This is a genomic window from Bacillus sp. FSL W8-1127, assembly GCF_038006725.1.
GTDB classification, from domain to species: domain Bacteria; phylum Bacillota; class Bacilli; order Bacillales; family DSM-4216; genus Bacillus_O; species Bacillus_O smithii.
Genome location: NZ_JBBOVU010000001.1, coordinates 2,892,043 through 2,910,596, shown reverse-complemented (window position 1 = coordinate 2,910,596; position 18,554 = coordinate 2,892,043). Strand labels below are relative to the sequence as shown.

Genomic DNA, 18,554 nt, shown 5'->3' with positions numbered 1-18,554 from the left:
GTAAGTCCCGAACCCCGAAGACAGAAGTAGAGGTTAGCCAAGAGCAAGGGTGTCCGTGGTGACGCGGAATCTGAAGGAAGCTGGAGGCAAAACACCGGTCCGAGGAACACGAACCTCATATAAGGCTAGGTATGATTGAGTGAGTTTGCATAACAAAACAAAGCTCTTTCTGTCGAAGGTCATATCGAGTAAATGAGGCGGATAGATGGTGTGAAAGTGCATGTACTTACCCGGGGAGGTCTGGCGGATATGTGAAGTACTCTTCATAACCTACTTAGTGATAAGTAGCTGAACCGTCAGAAGTCAGCAGAGGTCATAGTATTAGTTGGTCTAGAACAACTAAGAAGGACCGAACAATTAAGAGAGAATAGCCCTTGGTATTCAGTGAGTCATGATGAACACAGAAAACGTAGTACCTCACTTGAGGGAGGAAGCGGTGAATCCCGTGGGAGACCTCTTGGAGGGTGGAGTGACCACTGGCATAAAGAGAACAGCTATTCACGGAAGTTATAAAGACTTGCGTCAATTATCTTAATTGAACCGCCGTATACGGAACCGTACGTACGGTGGTGTGAGAGGACGGGAGTTAATCGCTCCCTCCTACTCGATTGGTTTGATTCATGGAAAAATGTTTATGGATAGACTGATGACTACGGCATCCGATGATTGAAGAGCGTCGTGCGTGGCCCTTTACTTGCTTGGAACGAAAAGAGATGTCTAAATCATCGAATGATGATGATTGGCCAAACGGCTTTTGAAACAATATAGAAGAAACGGGAAGAACCTATACAATGTTTATTTTTTCATGGTGGAGTACATGTATTGATAGGCTTTTGCTTCTTCCGTCATTCCTAAATGACTATATATTTTGGCCAGCCATTGAACGGGTTTCGGATCGTTCGGGTGGAGCTCCATTTCCCAGCTGAAGCAGTCAATCGCTTTCTTGGGCTGTTGAAATTCATAATATAGTTCGCCAAGCAGAAACTGTTGATCTGGGTCGTCTTGGATGGCCAGCATGCGATTGATTTTGGCTGCTGAAGGCAAAGGGATATGCTGTTCTTCAAAAGGCTGAAGCCATTTTTTTACATAGTTCAAATCGTGTTTTTTCAGCAGAAGCGGAATGATTAATCGGATCGTTTTTTCTATTGTCCCTGCGTTCTGTTTGTTGACAGGAAGGGTATTAATTTTTTCCAACTGAATTTCATCCATTTGAATGGCGGGATCAGCCAAGATAGAGGCAAATTGTTGAGATTGATATTCCGTAATCGGGGAGTGCTGATCAAAAAGAAAGTTGACCGCACGTTCATACCAATGAAGCTTGAGAAGCAGATCAAATAGATCATACTCAAGGGCCGGAAATGCTGCACCTTGTTGATGAAGCTGGAGCAAAACGAGGGCTGTATCTTGGTCGGTTAAAAAGGTCGAGAGTGTCGTGCGCAATGATTCATAATCTTGCTCCGGTGCGCGGGAATGCAACAGGCGATGGATGGATAAAGCCGCTGCATCGATCAACCGATTTTGTTCGAGAAGCTCGGATTGAAGCTTTGCATAGGCTTTTTCATCATAGGCGGTACGCTCAAAAAAGAGTTGTTCAGCCATAAGCTTATCTTTTTCCCATAAGGCATCATCGTTTTGATAAATGTCGTCGTATTTTCGGAAATCAAGATCGTTGGCTATTTGTTCTACCCATGGATTTTCCGGAGCATACTGTTTTAACAGGCGTATGACTCGATAGGCAAGAAAGTATTTGCCGTTTCGCCGGTATTCATAAAAAATGTCTCGAACCAGCTTGATAATCGTCTCTTTTTCAAGAATGGAGTCGAATAAAGGGAGAATGTGGGCAATTTCGAGAGAAGAATATTGATGTTGCCATTGTTTCAGAAGATGTTGGAAACTTTGAATCGCAGAAGGGCGATTTTGGTGAATGAGGGTGTCTATAAAAGGATGAGGGGCCTGAAATACGATTCCGTTTTGAAAGGCTTTGTACAATTGGGAATGATCGTTGAAACGCAAAGGTTTTATAGCAGCAAGCAATCGGTTTTTAAAGTAAATCAGAAAGAAAGTCTGTTTTTTGGAATCCGACGCCTCGATCAACTTAAACATATGGTACACGGCCATTCTTTTTATATCCAACTTGTTCGCTTTATGATGATCGAGAACGGTTAGCGTATAATTTTCTGTCATTCTTTACCCCTCCAATAGTGAAAATACTTATTATTTTCTTATTTAATTTTATTGTACCATGATTGCGACACAAACTCGAGCACAGTCTCTAAATCGTTTGGTATTGCCGCATGTCTGTTTACTCCCATTCCCCTTTGTGACATTTTGTACGCCTAAAATGATATTTTCAAGCTCAACCGGTAGATTCCTTATGACGGTTGGATTGTCAGGAATTCATCGTCTAACTGTTGTTTTTCCGAGCACTCGCGGAAAATTCAAAACGAATAATCCTTCAAATTTCATCGCATTCTAAACAAGGGCATGCCGCCCAATCTTGAAAGGAGGGAATTCTAATGGAACAGCCAATCCATCAAAACAACGCTCCTTCTATGCAAAATATACCTGGACAAATGTATCACGGTGGTCATGAGTTGTTTGAAATTCATGAATTGCTTTCCAACACGATCAGCCTGCTCGACCAATATATGATATTGCGCCAATTGGCAAAAGATCCGGAATTAGTGGACATAATGAACCGTCAGTATCAATTTGTGTCCGATAGTTACAACATTACAGTAGAAGCTTTGAAAACGGGGAATAAACCGTCCCATCCAACGCAGACATATATGATGAAACAAGATCATAGCACCGTTTATGGGATAAAGCCTTCCAATCCGGCTAAAGCAGCGCAATCCGTAACGGAAATCAATGACCAAAAAATTTCTACTCAAATGCTGCAAATGATGAAATCGGCTGCCTTTCTTCACACGATAGCGGCATCCGAAACGGTCAATCCGGTTCTAAGACGAATATTGGCTGACAATGTTCCAAACTATTTGGAAATGGCGTATGAAATTTTCTTGTATCAAAATAAACGCGGTTATTATCAAGTACCGCAATTTGATAGACAAACGACGGAGACAACTGTCAATCGCTTTGCGCCGGTACAAACAAACCTTCCGCAAAATCAAGCGACAGGCTATAACCAAACACACTAAAAAGGATCAGTCCTAAAAGTGGGGCATCCTTTCATGTCAAGATTTCTGTCGGGCGTTGTTGGATCGCGGAATTCATTTGCCTTCAGCGGGTGATCCGTGATCCTCCTCGCCCGTATCATGCCTGAAGTCTCACCTGGCTTGTTTTTCCTAGAGTAGTCTCGCACGTTTCGTGTTGATTTCGTTCAAATTTCGATTGGAGCTTCCTGCTAGGGGGCTCCGAATATTATGGGCTCGATGTTGTATACAGCTGTCTAATACACGGAATTTTAACTGTTGCATGATCAAGGGATTTTTGAATGAAAGGAGCATTTGGTTGCTAATTTTCACCTTGTATCGGTGATTTTACATAAAAAACCTTGATTATTCATTTTGAAAATGCAAAAAAGGTTGAAAAGTTCATATGAAAAGGATAGTGAAAAAGGCCATCGATTAATATAATAGCCGGGCAGTACATATGACGGCGTGAGAGGAGGGGGCTTTTTCCTCTCCTCTAATTTGATTTTCGGTGCATGGATGGCCATCGAGACGCCGGCAGGGAAAGATCAATTTCAGGAGACATAGTCACTTTAAACCTTTCCATCGTTCTGACAGATGTCTTAACTCTACAGCAAGATCCGCCACTTCTTTGATCCTGTTTGCCATTTCTTTTGTCGTCGCTGATTGTTCTTGAATGGAAGCGGCGGCTTGTTGTGAACCGGAAGCTAATGAAGCGGCAGCATATGATACCGCTTCCATCTCTGAAAAAACTTTTTCGATTCCTTTCAGCGTATCGTGGCTGGCATCCGTCATTTTTTTCGTTTCTTCTGATACAGTGTGCATGATATCAGAGATATTTTGAAAGGCGTTGTCAAGTTGTTTGGATAATTGTTCTTGTTGATTGGTTACTTCGTGTATCGATTTGGATTCTAAAGCGGAAGTATGGACATAATGTTGTATCTGTTTCAGCATTTCGTTTACTTGTTCAACGGATTTGGAAGTTTCTTCTGACAAAGAACGAATTTTTTCGGCGACAACGGCAAATCCCTTTCCTTGATCTCCGGCTCTGGCTGCTTCAATGGCCGCATTTAATGCTAATAAATTAGTTTGATTGGCGATGTTGCCAATTAATTGCAGAATGTTGTTTGCCTTGGAGGAAGCTTGTTTCAGCTGGGAAGTGGCTTCGTTCAAAGATTCAGCCATTTTGACACTTTCCATGATCGTGGCATTGACTTGCTTGACTTTTTCTCTTCCTTCGTAGACACGATGATCGGCCGTGTTGACCACTTCGTTTAAATAATTAGACCCTTGTTCAACCTCTTTTATGTCTTTCACCATTTTTTCCATTGTCGTTTTTGAGATATCGGCTCGGTTGGCTTGATCGGTAATTCCGTTTGACAACTCTTCAATAACGGAGGAAAGGGTGTCAGCATTTCCTGCCAACATATGGCTCGCTTTAGCGATTTCGTCCGACTCATCAGAAAACCGTACGGCATACTCTTTTACATCCAATAAAATATTTCGAAGACCTTTCAACATTTTGTTCAATCCATGTGAAACGATCCCCATTTCATTTTGAGAGCGATACCCGGATCTTTTAGATAAATCGACTTTATCTGTGACGGAACGGATCGTTACATCGAACTCCCGCAGCGGCTGTTGAACATGTTTCGAAGTATAGGAAAGAAAAAAATAAGAAATCAGTAGTCCCCAACATAAGCAAAGAATCATAGCCGTTGTGACGGAAAAGGTTGTGAAGAGAAAAATGGTCAGTCCCATTGTCATAAAGACTAATAAAAAAACAGAAAAAACAAAAAAGGATCGTAAGCTTTTAAACAAATCGGTCCCTCCTCATATTTCTTTTTACCTATTTTTACTATTTTCATTATATCAAAACGATAAAATATAAGACAAAATTTTCAGAATAAAACAACTGGAGAAAATTATAAAAAAAGCTTTTTCTGAACTGTTACAATCAGGAGGTTTTTATGGCTATTTCTTACTTCGTTTATAGTAGAAAATGCAAATTATGACGAAAAATTTTAGAATACGGTTTGATTTTAGAATTTCTCAAACGGCGGAAAAAATTATGTTGAATGATTGAAAGGCATTTTTTTGTGAAAGATATAGCCTTTTTCGTTACTAGCCGCCGAATGACATGATGGCATGGAATAAAAAAGGAGAGATGGATGCTTCATTTGTTTTTAAAAGAAGTGCGGTGGACTTGCACCCATATAGTCAAAGATTCATAAAATAAGAATATGAGGAAATCGTTTCATTTTCCGTTTTTAAACGAATGGAATTGCGGTCGTGGTTACTTAATTTATTTAAAACTTTTTAATGACAGTTAAATGTAAATATCGTTGCGCAGTGGCAGCAATATGATTCCCGGTAGCAAGCAATAAAAAAAGTTAAAGAAAGATATTGACTTTATTTAAATCGGGTGATATTATGTAATACGTCGCTTGATGAGTGACGCTCCATGATAGACTTAAATAAACATGGTTCTACAGATGTTGACAAATTAGTATTATTGTAATAAAATATAATTCGTTATGATGATCCTTGAAAACTGAACAAAACGAAGCGTAAACCAATGTTTCGATAGAAACAAGCCAAATCAAATTTCTTTTTGGAGAGTTTGATCCTGGCTCAGGACGAACGCTGGCGGCGTGCCTAATACATGCAAGTCGAGCGGACTTTCAAGAAGCTTGCTTTTTGAAAGTTAGCGGCGGACGGGTGAGTAACACGTGGGCAACCTGCCTGCAAGACGGGGATAACTCCGGGAAACCGGGGCTAATACCGGATAATATCTTCCTTCGCATGAAGGAAGGTTGAAAGGCGGCGCAAGCTGCCGCTTGCAGATGGGCCCGCGGCGCATTAGCTAGTTGGTGAGGTAACGGCTCACCAAGGCGACGATGCGTAGCCGACCTGAGAGGGTGATCGGCCACACTGGGACTGAGACACGGCCCAGACTCCTACGGGAGGCAGCAGTAGGGAATCTTCCGCAATGGACGAAAGTCTGACGGAGCAACGCCGCGTGAGCGAAGAAGGTCTTCGGATCGTAAAGCTCTGTTGTCAGGGAAGAACAAGTACCGTTCGAACAGGGCGGTACCTTGACGGTACCTGACCAGAAAGCCACGGCTAACTACGTGCCAGCAGCCGCGGTAATACGTAGGTGGCAAGCGTTGTCCGGAATTATTGGGCGTAAAGCGCGCGCAGGCGGTCTCTTAAGTCTGATGTGAAAGCCCACGGCTCAACCGTGGAGGGTCATTGGAAACTGGGAGACTTGAGTGCAGAAGAGGAGAGCGGAATTCCACGTGTAGCGGTGAAATGCGTAGAGATGTGGAGGAACACCAGTGGCGAAGGCGGCTCTCTGGTCTGTAACTGACGCTGAGGCGCGAAAGCGTGGGGAGCGAACAGGATTAGATACCCTGGTAGTCCACGCCGTAAACGATGAGTGCTAAGTGTTAGAGGGCTTCCACCCTTTAGTGCTGCAGCTAACGCATTAAGCACTCCGCCTGGGGAGTACGGCCGCAAGGCTGAAACTCAAAGGAATTGACGGGGGCCCGCACAAGCGGTGGAGCATGTGGTTTAATTCGAAGCAACGCGAAGAACCTTACCAGGTCTTGACATCCTTCGCTACCTCTAGAGATAGAGGGTTCCCCTTCGGGGGACGGAGTGACAGGTGGTGCATGGTTGTCGTCAGCTCGTGTCGTGAGATGTTGGGTTAAGTCCCGCAACGAGCGCAACCCTTGACCTTAGTTGCCAGCATTCAGTTGGGCACTCTAAGGTGACTGCCGGTGACAAACCGGAGGAAGGTGGGGATGACGTCAAATCATCATGCCCCTTATGACCTGGGCTACACACGTGCTACAATGGATGGTACAAAGGGTCGCGAAACCGCGAGGTGGAGCTAATCCCAAAAAACCATTCTCAGTTCGGATTGCAGGCTGCAACTCGCCTGCATGAAGCCGGAATCGCTAGTAATCGCGGATCAGCATGCCGCGGTGAATACGTTCCCGGGCCTTGTACACACCGCCCGTCACACCACGAGAGTTTGCAACACCCGAAGTCGGTGAGGTAACCCTTACGGGAGCCAGCCGCCGAAGGTGGGGCAGATGATTGGGGTGAAGTCGTAACAAGGTAGCCGTATCGGAAGGTGCGGCTGGATCACCTCCTTTCTAAGGAAGAAGAAAAGCAGAGGCGACTGTTCAGGTGCGACAAGCACAAGACAGCTTGCGAGGAGGTAGTATTTCAACCACCGCAGCAAGATGGATTGTGACCTCGAGCACCTAGGAGCCGGAGCTGGACAGGTATCTATTGTACGCTTTCGTTTTGTTCAGTTTTGAAGGATTTCATCCTTCGCACTTGTTCCTTGAAAACTAGATAGAAGAAAGAAGCAGCATAAACCGAGTATCGCCATCTAGGATAAAACCAACATGGTTAAGTTAGAAAGGGCGCACGGTGGATGCCTTGGCACTAGGAGCCGATGAAGGACGGGACTAACTCCGAAAAGCTCCGGGGAGCTGTACGTAAGCGTTGATCCGGAGATTTCCGAATGGGGAAACCCGCTGCCCGTAATGGGGCAGCATCCTTGCCTGAATCCATAGGGTAAGGAAGGCAACCCGGGGAACTGAAACATCTAAGTACCCGGAGGAAGAGAAAGCAACAGCGATTCCCTGAGTAGCGGCGAGCGAAACGGGAACAGCCCAAACCAGAAGGCTTGCCTTCTGGGGTTGTAGGACACCAATCGTGGAGTTACAAAGGAACGAGGTAGACGAAGAGGTCTGGAAAGGCCCGTCAGAGAAGGTAACAACCCTGTAGTCGAAACTTCGTTCCCTCCCTGGTGGATCCTGAGTACGGCGGGACACGAGGAATCCCGTCGGAAGCTGGGAGGACCATCTCCCAAGGCTAAATACTCCCTAGTGACCGATAGTGAACCAGTACCGTGAGGGAAAGGTGAAAAGCACCCCGGGAGGGGAGTGAAAGAGAACCTGAAACCGTGTGCCTACAAGTAGTCAGAGCCCGTTTACGGGTGATGGCGTGCCTTTTGTAGAATGAACCGGCGAGTTGCGATCTCATGCGAGGTTAAGTCGGAAAGACGGAGCCGCAGCGAAAGCGAGTCTGAACAGGGCGCATGAGTATGGGGTCGCAGACCCGAAACCAGGTGATCTACCCATGTCCAGGGTGAAGGTGAGGTAACACTTACTGGAGGCCCGAACCCACGCACGTTGAAAAGTGCGGGGATGAGGTGTGGGTAGGGGTGAAATTCCAATCGAACTTGGAGATAGCTGGTTCTCTCCGAAATAGCTTTAGGGCTAGCCTCAAGGAAAGAGTCTTGGAGGTAGAGCACTGTTTGGACTAGGGGCCCTCATCGGGTTACCGAATTCAGACAAACTCCGAATGCCAGCGACTTATCCTTGGGAGTCAGACTGCGAGTGATAAGATCCGTGGTCAAAAGGGAAACAGCCCAGACCGCCAGCTAAGGTCCCAAAGTATACGTTAAGTGGAAAAGGATGTGGAATTGCTTAGACAACCAGGATGTTGGCTTAGAAGCAGCCACCATTTAAAGAGTGCGTAATAGCTCACTGGTCGAGTGATTCTGCGCCGAAAATGTACCGGGGCTAAACGTATCACCGAAGCTGCGGGTGGACACCTTCGGGTGTCCGCGGTAGGAGAGCGTTCTAAGGGCAGAGAAGCCAGACCGGAAGGACTGGTGGAGCGCTTAGAAGTGAGAATGCCGGTATGAGTAGCGAAAGAAGGGTGAGAATCCCTTCCACCGAATGCCTAAGGTTTCCTGAGGAAGGCTCGTCCTCTCAGGGTTAGTCGGGACCTAAGCCGAGGCCGACAGGCGTAGGCGATGGACAACAGGTTGATATTCCTGTACCACCTCTTTTCCGTTTGAGCGATGGGGGGACGCAGGAGGATAGGGTAAGCGCACTGTTGGATGTGCGTCCAAGCAGTGAGAGGGGCAGCGAGGCAAATCCCGTTGCCACTAACCTCAAGCTGTGACGGCGAGGGAAATATAGTACCGAAGTTCCTGATTCCACACTGCCAAGAAAAGCCTCTAGCGAGGAAAAAGGTGCCCGTACCGCAAACCGACACAGGTAGGCGAGGAGAGAATCCTAAGGTGTGCGAGAGAACTCTCGTTAAGGAACTCGGCAAAATGACCCCGTAACTTCGGGAGAAGGGGTGCTTTTTGGGGTGCATAGCCCCGAGAAGCCGCAGTGAATAGGCCCAGGCGACTGTTTAGCAAAAACACAGGTCTCTGCGAAGCCGTAAGGCGAAGTATAGGGGCTGACGCCTGCCCGGTGCTGGAAGGTTAAGGGGAGCGCTTAAAGCTTTGCTTGAAGGTGCGAACCGAAGCCCCAGTAAACGGCGGCCGTAACTATAACGGTCCTAAGGTAGCGAAATTCCTTGTCAGGTAAGTTCTGACCCGCACGAAAGGCGTAACGATCTGGGCACTGTCTCAACGAGAGACTCGGTGAAATTATAGTACCTGTGAAGATGCAGGTTACCCGCGACAGGACGGAAAGACCCCGTGGAGCTTTACTGCAGCCTGATATTGAATTTTGGTACAGCTTGTACAGGATAGGTAGGAGCCTGAGAGACATGAGCGCCAGCTTGTGTGGAGGCGCCGGTGGGATACTACCCTGGCTGTACTGAAATTCTAACCCGCACCCCTGATCGGGGTGGGAGACAGTGTCAGGTGGGCAGTTTGACTGGGGCGGTCGCCTCCTAAAAGGTAACGGAGGCGCCCAAAGGTTCCCTCAGAATGGTTGGAAATCATTCGCAGAGTGCAAAGGCAGAAGGGAGCTTGACTGCGAGACCTACAAGTCGAGCAGGGACGAAAGTCGGGCTTAGTGATCCGGTGGTTCCGTATGGAAGGGCCATCGCTCAACGGATAAAAGCTACCCCGGGGATAACAGGCTTATCTCCCCCAAGAGTCCACATCGACGGGGAGGTTTGGCACCTCGATGTCGGCTCATCGCATCCTGGGGCTGTAGTCGGTCCCAAGGGTTGGGCTGTTCGCCCATTAAAGCGGTACGCGAGCTGGGTTCAGAACGTCGTGAGACAGTTCGGTCCCTATCCGTCGCGGGCGCAGGAAATTTGAGAGGAGCTGTCCTTAGTACGAGAGGACCGGGATGGACGCACCGCTGGTGTACCAGTTGTCTCGCCAGAGGCATCGCTGGGTAGCTATGTGCGGAAGGGATAAGTGCTGAAAGCATCTAAGCATGAAGCCCCCCTCAAGATGAGATTTCCCATTTCTTCGGAAAGTAAGATCCCTGAAAGATGATCAGGTAGATAGGTCCGAGGTGGAAGCGTGGTGACACGTGGAGCTGACGGATACTAATCGATCGAGGACTTAACCAAAAGAAAGCGCGAAATCGGTGAAACTGCTTCTTCTATCTAGTTTTGAAGGAACAATCGTTCCGACAACTTCATACCGTCTGGTGGCGATGGCGAAGAGGTCACACCCGTTCCCATCCCGAACACGGAAGTTAAGCTCTTCAGCGCCGATGGTAGTGAGGGGATTCCCCTTGCGAGAGTAGGACGCTGCCAGGCAAAAGAAAAGGAGAATAGCCTAAGTGCTATTCTCCTTTTCTTTTTACTCTGATTTCATGGTAAGATGATGGTAAAAGAGATGTATGTCTTTTCCATTAAACGATGTTCTTGCTTCATAAAGAACGGAAATTATTGGAGGGTGAACATATGCTTAAGTCATTTATTACAGGAATCATTGTGAGTCTTATCATTTGGATAGCAGGTGCTGTAAGCAATTTAAATGTAAGCCGAATCTTTTTTATTGTTTCTGTCCTTTTGATCGTATTAGCCGTAGTACTATCCGGATTGGGAGTAAGTGGAGATAGAATTCGTGCTAACGCAGCAACCGAAACAAAGGAAGATAGAAACTGGAGAATAGACACTTCTAAAAATATCATCCTTATAGCTCTTCCAAGCATCATCGGATTTTTTCTTACTTACTCTTTACACTGAATTTTTTGTGTCACTCTTCTTCTTTTGTTCATGGACACTTCTCAGAGGAGATTATGGAAAACGATAGGAGAATCAATGTTGAAAAGAATTTTATTGATTTTATCCACGGTATTTTTAGTAATAATCCAATCGACTGTTTTCTACTTTTGGATAATGGATTGGAGAAAACTTGTAACATATGACGGGTTGATCGTTTGGAGTGCCTCTATTATTTTAGGAATAATCGTACACCGATTCTATTCATCGTTAAATTCTCGTGAAAAATCGTTCGAAATATTAAAAAAGGTTCATTTGATATCAACTTCAATAACGATATTTCTGGGAATTCTTTCGCTGCTTATTGAATCAGTAACAAGTTCAATGCCTTCATCTGTGTATAGATTCAGAAATCGATTCATCGGTTCATGAAAGGGGAGCAAGGAATGTATCCTGAATCGCTGGTGAAAGAGTGCCAAAAAAGAATCGAAAAATATCCTTGTGAGGGTTTTGTTTATGGCCAGGGGCCGGAGAAGGCGGAGATTATGCTCGTTGGCGAAGCTCCGGGGGAAACGGAAATCCATAACGGAATCCCTTTCAGCGGTCGAGCGGGAAAACAATTATCCGAGTTTTTAGATTACTTGGGGATTTCACGTGAAGATGTATTTATTACCAGTGCTGTTAGAAGCCGCCCTTATAAGGTCGTGAAGAAAGAGAAAGATGGACAAATAATTGAAAAGAAATATAACAGGACGCCGACTCAAAAGGAAATTTTGGCTCATGCTCCTTTATTGGATTATAACATTTGTTCCATTCAGCCAAAAATTATTGTTACGTTGGGGAAAATTGCGTTGGAAAGAGTAACGGGGATGAAAGGAAACCTGGAAAAGATTCATGGCAAAATGATGATCACGCCGGTGCAAAAATTAAAAAGGTTGGATAGCAGCGAAATGGTATGGACAGATCGAAAATATAAGATTTTTCCGCTGTACCATCCCGCTGCCGTTTTTTATAATCGACGTTTGCTTCAGGAGATTTATGAGGACTTAGATCAATTGAAAAATTATATAAAAGAAGAAGGGATTCGTTTAAACGGTGCTATGTAAAAGGGGAGGATGAGAATCCTCCCCTTTATGAAAAGGTGATCTAATAGCCTCCGTATCCGCCACCTACAAAAGAGGCGCCTACGATAATCAACAAGATGAACAGCACGACAATCAAAGCAAAACCGCTTGCTCCATAGCCAGACATACTTTCACCCCCCAACAGATTGGTTAGTATAATTTATGAAATAGCTTGTCACTGTGTTTGGACAAGATAGCCAATTAAAAAAACTTAGTCATATGAAATATGATTTAGCGAGCTGAGCCCATCATTGTCTTTGAATTGGAATTCTTGCTTAGGTAAGGAATTTTGCTTCAAAAAAGCCATTAGCAAAGCATGCTAATGACTTTCAATTTACAAGTGTTTCCTTTTTTTTAAAAATCTTTGTTTTTTTTCATTAGGGAATATTCGTCCGTCAAGCAGGCGATGATCTTTCTCGCTTGCAGAGAGGAAAAGGAAGTGGAGGAGACATAAAGCCGACAAGCTCATTGCTTGCTGTTTTCCGGCAAAAATGAAATGGGAAGATGCTTTTTAATGAAGATAAGATATAGTGAAGGTTTATTTTTTCTCATGAGAGAGCTCGTTCTTATGATCGGCTGTCGACAATTGGTTCATCATTTCGGCTAACAGCTGTTTGGCCTCGTTATAAGTAAGGCCGGATTGAGCGTTAAGTCTTTTGACTTCTTCAATATCGGTACCGGCAACGGTATAGCGTTTATCCGTCAATTGGTTCACCTCTTTTCAGAAGGTTTACCAAAATTATTCCCGATTCAAACTACATTATGCGGAGTATGGGAGAGGTTCAATTCCATTCAAAAGTTAATAAATGTTCATTTCGAACGTATTCAGTCGTTTTAAATGGGATTGCCTGGCTGTCATCCTTAAATTCGGAAAAATTCTGGAAAAGCGTGTTTTTGCGGAAAATAATTCTCATCTCACCAACGAAAAAAGTCAAAAGAAAAAAGCGGTGAGACCGCTTGATAAATTAATATCTTTTTGCCGCGATATAAGCTTTCTTCCAATAAGGATTGCTTAATCGATCAATCCGCACACCTTTGGAGGCAGAATGAATGAATTGTTGCTTTCCGAGGTAAAGGGCAACATGAGAAGGACCTTTTTTATATGTACTGAAAAAGATTAGATCTCCTGGACGTAAACTTGATTTGGAAACAAATTTTCCCTTTTTGTACAATTGAGCCACTGTGCGAGGAAGAATTTTTCCGACCCGCTTATGCGTATAATAAATAAATCCCGAACAATCGAATCCACTTGATGTCGTGCCTCCATATTTGTAAGGAACACCTATGTATTTTTTGGCAATGCTCACTACGGCAGTTGGCGAATAAGCAGCATCCGCTTCTTTTACCGAAAACAGACTTCCAACAGACAACATCAATGCAAGTGCCACTGAAATTATAGCGTATTTCCTCATAGATTTCTCCCCGTCAAATATTGTCGTTTTTTCTTTCTTGATGACATTGTAACAAGAAAATAGGCTGTAACCATTTACAGATTAGTTTATTTTTCGTTACAGCTATATTACGGAAGAAAAACAATAAAAAGAGGAAAATAAAGGAATAAAAAGGTTTTTTCATCATAAAAGTACAAAGAAATCATCTTTTTACAGTCATGAAGGTTGTCGAAGGAGGATGGGAAATGGAAGATTCCAGCTTTGCAATTCATCCCGAAAATGAAAAAAACGACAAAAAGCAGCAATTTGTCGATATTGGAAAGATGAAAAAATGGTTCTCTGACGGAGAAACGGTCCGATTTCATTGTGAAAACGGCTTTGTCAACATCCGTTTTTATCGTGACGATATCGCTCGAGTAGTGATGAATCCCCAGAAGGAACCGACAATGGAACAAAGTTTTGCGGTCGTGAAATCACCGGAAAAGGTGTCATGGGAAGCGGAAGAAAGAGAAGGCATTGTGACTATAAGAAGCAGTAAACTAATTGTTACCGTCCATCCCCATCCTTTACGGATCCATTTTTATGGCTCCGACTCCCGCTTTTTATTAAAGGAAGGCAGGCGAGGAATGGCCTTTGGTGTAAAAGGAGAGGTCATTTGTTTTAAAGAGATGGCAGAAAACGATCATTTTTACGGCTTTGGGGAAAAAACAAGTTTTTTGGATAAACGCGGCGAAAAAATGACGATGTGGAACACGGATGTTTTTGCTCCCCACAATCCGGAAATTGATGCGATGTACCAGTCGATTCCTTATTTTATGACCATCCGCAACGGAAAGGCGCATGGCCTTTTTTTCGATAATACGTTCAAAACCGTCTTTGATATGAAATCAAACCGCAGCGAGTATTCTTTTTGGGCAGAAGGCGGGGAACTGGATTATTACTTGCTGGCCGGACCAAGCCCGAAAGATGTGCTCGACCAGTACACCACTTTGACCGGACGAATGGAACTACCCCCCAAATGGGCGCTTGGCTACCATCAATCGCGTTACAGCTATAAAACGGAAGCGGAAGTTCGTGATCTCGTCAAAACCTTTAAGGAAAAAGAAATTCCGCTTGACGCAATCTATTTGGATATTCATTACATGGACGAATACCGCGTATTCACATTTGACAAAAGGCGCTTTCCGAACCCAAGAAAGCTGGTTCAAGATTTGAAAAAAGCGGGTATCCAAGTTGTGCCGATCGTAGACCCGGGGGTGAAAGAAGATCCGGAATATCCGATATACCAAGAAGGCATCCGCCTTGATCAATTTTGTAAATATATAGAAGGCGATGTTTATTTCGGCGATGTGTGGCCGGGAAAAAGTGCATTTCCTGATTTTTCTCAAGAAAAAGTGCGAAAGTGGTGGGGAAAAAAACAAACATTTTACACAGATCTCGGTATAGAAGGAATTTGGAACGATATGAACGAACCGGCCGTTTTCAACGAAACAAAGACGATGGACTTAAAAGTCATCCATGAAAATGACGGAAACCCGAAAACTCATCGTGAACTCCATAACGTCTACGGTTTATTTATGGGAGAAGCTACGTATAATGGATTGAAAAATCAGTTAAACGGCAAACGCCCATTTGTCCTTACACGTGCCGGTTTTTCGGGGATCCAACGATATGCGGCCGTTTGGACAGGGGATAATCGAAGTTTTTGGGAGCATCTGCAAATGACGATGCCGATGTGCTTAAATCTTGGCATGTCCGGGATAGCTTTGACCGGTTCGGATGTCGGCGGTTTTGCTCATGATGCAACGGGAGAGCTGTTAGCCCGCTGGACGCAGCTTGGCGCCTTTATGCCTTTTTTCCGCAACCACAGCAATATTGATACCGTCCGTCAAGAACCTTGGGCTTTCGGCGAAGAAATCGAATCGATCGTGAAAACCTACATTCAGCTTCGTTATCGCATGCTCCCTTACTTTTACACATTTTTTCGCGCCGCTCACTTGACCGGTGTGCCGGTGATGCGCCCGTTGGTGATGGAATATCCGGATGATCCGAATGTGTTCAATTTATTCGATCAGTTTTTAGTCGGAGAACATCTTTTGGTTGCCCCGATCACGCTTCCAAGCACGTATCATCGAGTGGTATATTTGCCAAAAGGGATTTGGTACGACTACTGGACAAACAAAACATACGAAGGCGGAACTTATATCATGGTGGAAGCGGACCTTGCTACTTTGCCGCTGTTTGTGAAAGCAGGATCGATCATTCCGGAAGAAGAAGGAAAAAAATCAGCTTACGAGAAAACAGATACGTTGACAGTAAACATTTATCTTCATTCCGAACCTTTTACGGGAACGATCTATGAAGACGACGGCGAAACATTTCAGTATCGAGAGGGGAAGTATTGGGAAGAAAGCATTCGTGTGCAAAAAGAGGGAAAAAGCGTCAAAGTGGATTGGGAAGAGGTTCACGGAGGATACAAGCCGCATTGGAAAAACTTCACTTTGAAAATCCACGGAGCGGATGAACCAACAGAAATTTGGGTGAACGGAAAGAAAGTGGAAGACAAATCCATTGTCAACGAGAATGGAGCAGCGACGGTTAATGTCCCGTTTTCTTCATAGCAGAGAGGTGTGTTCTTGCCATACATTTCTTGTTTACAACATTGAACCAAGCCGGGTGGCACTAAAAATGGACCAGTTGGGCACGGATATGGGATCAATACGAGAAAGAAAAAGGGAGGAAATCAAAATTCCATTGTCGTCGACCCTCAGTGCTGTTCAAAACCCGGGGGATCGACGACAAACTGAATGATAGAGAAAACAAGAGAAAAAAGTGAAAAAACAAAGAATACATTGGTTTTTTCACTTTTTGTTCATTTAAAGGAAATCATTTACAACCCAAAACCAATTTGTTAAAATTGGCTCAACCACAAAGTTTTTTGGGGTTTTGATCTTACCTATGAGGAATTGAAACATTTGACAGTAGCAATCTACATCCGTGTGTCTACAGGTTTTGATCTTACCTATGAGGAATTGAAACTAGGCATTGAATGTGGAATCGATCGTTTGCATAAGCCGTTTTGATCTTACCTATGAGGAATTGAAACGAGACCCAACTTGAAACATTGACCAAAAGTGTAGAGAGTTTTGATCTTACCTATGAGGAATTGAAACAAGCAATGGCGGCGACTGCGATACCAACGAGCCCTGTTTTTAGATCTTACCTATAAGGAAATGAGACCAAGAAGGCGCAAAAAAAGGGCTTGTTCACACGTTGCCAAGTTTAGTTCTTACCTGTAAGGAATTGAAACAAGCTACAGAAAGAATCACATCTTAAATGACCATGAGAATTTATATCTTACCTACGAGGAATTGAAGCCTGGTCTTTTCACTGGACGCTTGCCATATGCGTCAACGATTGACAGCAGTTTTTTCGGTTATATGTTCTGTAATAATCACATTTTAACTATGTCAAGGTCATACGGTACGGCCTTGACTTATTTTTATTACTTAACGGACTTTTATCATGTCGCTGCAGATATCCTTGACTTTTGCTGACGCTGTCGGTTGACTCAGTGCTATCCTTATGGCAAACCTTTCTTGTACATTAACGGGAAAAAGGAGGAGGAGATTCGTCGTCCGGGCAATAATGATGATTGCACTTTTTAATCACCCAAGACGTTGTGACATCCACCTGTATCATGTGAGCAAATCGTCATTTTCTAAAATTAAATTGGTGGGAGTGAAGAAGAGGAGAAAAAGTATGGTAAGGGTGTTGCATGAAAAAGCGGGTTGCATAGTGAAAGAAGGTGCGATCTGGACGCATTTGCCCTGATGTTCTGTTGACTGGCTGAAGTCTTGCTAGAAAGAAGTTGAAGCGGCAGTTCTTTGTGTGGATGTTTTCGTGAAAGGATTGGACAGAAGAATAACGTCAAGCAAGGTGGTCTTTCTGATCATGCTACCGGGAATTTTATTGCTCAGTGCAGTGGCGAGTTTCGGCGTGATGTCATGCAGTAGGCGGTAGTTGACATTCCTGTTGACCACTTGTTCATGCAGCGGCAAATCTTATTGCAGTGTGGTAATGGTCCAGTAGGTTGACTGTGTCAAGGGCACATTGTTATAGGGCGGTTCCTATGGAATAGTACGAAAATCACATCTCCGCCGTTTATTCGTAAGCGTCAAATCTTGGACACCTTCTTGATGTGCTAATTTCATGAGATAATCTCCTCAAGATGAAATTGAAGGAGGTTTTTTTATGCCTAAGAATCCTGAATTACGAAAGGTTTGGGAACAACGAATCGCTGACTATCGTAAAAGCGGTCAAACTCAAGTAAACTGGTGCAAGGAAAATCAATGGAGTATTCACCAGTTTAAATACTGGTTAAGAAAAATTGAAAATCCAATAAAAAATCAAGGAAAGTCTACAAAATGGGCATCCGTTACCCTAGAAGATCATTCACAAACAGTTGAAAATTCATTACGGATTGAAATTAGTGGGATTTCAATTGAAGTAAAACCTGGTTTCGATCCGGCCTTTCTTTCAGAAGTGGTTAGGACGTTGAAATCAACATGTTAGTTGGTACAAGAGCTGAACGAGTTTACTTGGCAAAAGGAAGTACTGATTTGAGAAAATCCATTGATGGATTAGCTGCTTTGGTGAAAGAGGGATTTGATTTAGATCCCTTTTCATCAAGCTATTTTGTGTTCTGTAATCGAAAGCGAGATAAATTAAAAATTCTTCACTGGGACTATAATGGTTTTTGGCTTTATTATCGTCGATTGGAAAAAGGAAAATTTCAATGGCCAAATGAAAATGACACTGGAACGATACAAATTAGTTATCGGCAATTACGCTGGTTATTGGATGGTCTTGCAATGGAGCAAAAGAAAGCACACCCAGAAGTAAAGGCTAGAACAGTTATATGA

Annotated in this window: 11 protein-coding genes and 3 rRNA genes; 9 read left to right on the top strand and 5 right to left on the bottom strand. The window is 44.0% G+C overall.

The window, feature by feature from the left end:
- Positions 1-795: 795 nt before the first annotated feature.
- On the bottom strand, positions 796-2,184 hold the full coding sequence (locus tag NST12_RS13660) for a hypothetical protein (RefSeq protein ID WP_341101530.1): 1,389 nt from the start codon (positions 2,182-2,184) through the stop codon (positions 796-798).
- Between the two features lie 332 nt (positions 2,185-2,516).
- Between NST12_RS13660 and NST12_RS13655 the strand changes: the two genes are divergently transcribed.
- Positions 2,517-3,161 carry a spore coat protein gene (locus tag NST12_RS13655; RefSeq protein WP_341101529.1) on the top strand — a complete coding sequence of 215 codons (645 nt, stop codon included), beginning with the start codon at positions 2,517-2,519 and terminating at the stop codon, positions 3,159-3,161.
- A gap of 561 nt (positions 3,162-3,722) precedes the next feature.
- Here NST12_RS13655 and NST12_RS13650 read toward each other — a convergent pair.
- On the bottom strand, positions 3,723-4,976 hold the full coding sequence (locus NST12_RS13650) for a methyl-accepting chemotaxis protein (protein ID WP_341101527.1): 1,254 nt from the start codon (positions 4,974-4,976) through the stop codon (positions 3,723-3,725).
- Positions 4,977-5,766: 790 nt separating this feature from the next.
- Here NST12_RS13650 and NST12_RS13645 point away from each other — a divergent pair.
- The 5 genes from NST12_RS13645 to NST12_RS13625 all read left to right on the top strand — a co-directional run bounded on the left by NST12_RS13645 (position 5,767) and on the right by NST12_RS13625 (position 12,220).
- A 16S ribosomal RNA gene (locus NST12_RS13645) occupies positions 5,767-7,321 on the top strand.
- A gap of 260 nt (positions 7,322-7,581) precedes the next feature.
- A 23S ribosomal RNA gene (locus NST12_RS13640) occupies positions 7,582-10,514 on the top strand.
- Positions 10,515-10,590: 76 nt separating this feature from the next.
- Positions 10,591-10,706 (top strand): 5S ribosomal RNA (gene rrf, locus NST12_RS13635).
- Together the 16S, 23S and 5S rRNA genes form the textbook arrangement of a ribosomal RNA operon.
- 147 nt (positions 10,707-10,853) lie before the next feature.
- Positions 10,854-11,138, top strand: a complete 285-nt coding sequence (locus tag NST12_RS13630) for a DUF5316 family protein (RefSeq protein WP_341030124.1) — start codon at positions 10,854-10,856, stop codon at positions 11,136-11,138.
- Positions 11,139-11,560: 422 nt separating this feature from the next.
- Positions 11,561-12,220, top strand: a complete 660-nt coding sequence (locus NST12_RS13625; protein ID WP_048623992.1) for a uracil-DNA glycosylase — start codon at positions 11,561-11,563, stop codon at positions 12,218-12,220.
- 40 nt (positions 12,221-12,260) lie between these two features.
- Here NST12_RS13625 and NST12_RS13620 read toward each other — a convergent pair whose 3' ends face one another.
- The 3 genes from NST12_RS13620 to NST12_RS13610 all read right to left on the bottom strand — a co-directional run bounded on the left by NST12_RS13620 (position 12,261) and on the right by NST12_RS13610 (position 13,650).
- Complete coding sequence (locus NST12_RS13620; RefSeq protein ID WP_082142338.1) at positions 12,261-12,365, bottom strand: YjcZ family sporulation protein; 105 nt, start codon at positions 12,363-12,365, stop codon at positions 12,261-12,263.
- Positions 12,366-12,776: 411 nt separating this feature from the next.
- Complete coding sequence (locus tag NST12_RS13615; protein ID WP_048623991.1) at positions 12,777-12,944, bottom strand: hypothetical protein; 168 nt, start codon at positions 12,942-12,944, stop codon at positions 12,777-12,779.
- A gap of 259 nt (positions 12,945-13,203) precedes the next feature.
- The gene (locus NST12_RS13610; RefSeq protein ID WP_048623990.1) at positions 13,204-13,650 is read right to left on the bottom strand and encodes a C40 family peptidase; all 447 of its coding nucleotides are present in this window, start codon (positions 13,648-13,650) and stop codon (positions 13,204-13,206) included.
- 224 nt (positions 13,651-13,874) lie between these two features.
- On the opposite strand from NST12_RS13610, the gene NST12_RS13605 reads away from it, so the two are divergent.
- The 3 genes from NST12_RS13605 (at position 13,875) to tnpB (ending at position 18,554) form a co-directional block, all read left to right on the top strand.
- Entirely contained in the window at positions 13,875-16,250 is a 2,376-nt protein-coding gene (locus tag NST12_RS13605; RefSeq protein WP_341101521.1) for a glycoside hydrolase family 31 protein, read from the top strand.
- Positions 16,251-17,883: 1,633 nt separating this feature from the next.
- Positions 17,884-18,204 (top strand): IS66 family insertion sequence element accessory protein TnpA, encoded by a 321-nt coding sequence (tnpA, locus tag NST12_RS13600; protein ID WP_003352856.1) that lies wholly within the window; start codon positions 17,884-17,886, stop codon positions 18,202-18,204.
- Positions 18,198-18,554 carry an IS66 family insertion sequence element accessory protein TnpB gene (gene tnpB / locus NST12_RS13595; protein ID WP_003352857.1) on the top strand — a complete coding sequence of 119 codons (357 nt, stop codon included), beginning with the start codon at positions 18,198-18,200 and terminating at the stop codon, positions 18,552-18,554. The genes tnpA and tnpB overlap by 7 nt, the downstream gene beginning before the upstream one ends.

What these genes read in the sequence shown, in the direction of transcription:
- NST12_RS13625 (WP_048623992.1), top strand. Translation starts at nt 11,561, where the DNA reads ATGTATCCTGAATCGCTGGTGAAAGAGTGCCAAAAAAGAATCGAAAAA.
- NST12_RS13620 (WP_082142338.1), bottom strand. Translation starts at nt 12,365, where the DNA reads ATGTCTGGCTATGGAGCAAGCGGTTTTGCTTTGATTGTCGTGCTGTTC.
- NST12_RS13605 (WP_341101521.1), top strand. Translation starts at nt 13,875, where the DNA reads ATGGAAGATTCCAGCTTTGCAATTCATCCCGAAAATGAAAAAAACGAC.
- NST12_RS13660 (WP_341101530.1), bottom strand. Translation starts at nt 2,184, where the DNA reads ATGACAGAAAATTATACGCTAACCGTTCTCGATCATCATAAAGCGAAC.
- NST12_RS13655 (WP_341101529.1), top strand. Translation starts at nt 2,517, where the DNA reads ATGGAACAGCCAATCCATCAAAACAACGCTCCTTCTATGCAAAATATA.
- tnpB (WP_003352857.1), top strand. Translation starts at nt 18,198, where the DNA reads ATGTTAGTTGGTACAAGAGCTGAACGAGTTTACTTGGCAAAAGGAAGT.
- tnpA (WP_003352856.1), top strand. Translation starts at nt 17,884, where the DNA reads ATGCCTAAGAATCCTGAATTACGAAAGGTTTGGGAACAACGAATCGCT.
- NST12_RS13610 (WP_048623990.1), bottom strand. Translation starts at nt 13,650, where the DNA reads ATGAGGAAATACGCTATAATTTCAGTGGCACTTGCATTGATGTTGTCT.
- NST12_RS13630 (WP_341030124.1), top strand. Translation starts at nt 10,854, where the DNA reads ATGCTTAAGTCATTTATTACAGGAATCATTGTGAGTCTTATCATTTGG.